Source organism: Cobetia sp. SIMBA_158 (assembly GCF_046566945.1).
Lineage (GTDB): Bacteria > Pseudomonadota > Gammaproteobacteria > Pseudomonadales > Halomonadaceae > Cobetia > Cobetia amphilecti.
Window position 1 is genome coordinate 1 of record NZ_JAWJYL010000581.1, and the last position, 260, is coordinate 260.

The following is a 260-nucleotide window of genomic DNA, read 5'->3' on the forward strand; positions in this document are numbered from 1 at the left end:
GAAATTAACTGGGTGTGAGAAACCAAGTGTTAAGTCTAAAACTTTACCCTTAGCTGCAGCACGGTAACCAACGCCTACTAACTGAAGTTTCTTCTCGTAACCTTCATGCGTACCAACAACCATGTTGTTGATTAGAGCGCGAGCAGTACCTGCTTGTGCCCATGCATTTGCTACGCCTTCACGAGGTAAAGTTGTAATAACGTTGTCGTTAACTTGTACTTCAACTGCGTCGTTGATAGTACGAGTAAGTTCACCGTTTT

1 protein-coding gene is annotated in these 260 nt (G+C 43.5%); it reads right to left on the minus strand.

The window, feature by feature from the left end:
- The coding region (locus R2R70_RS21155; protein ID WP_410979076.1) for a 50S ribosomal protein L6 at positions 1-260 on the minus strand (260 nt) is incomplete at both ends.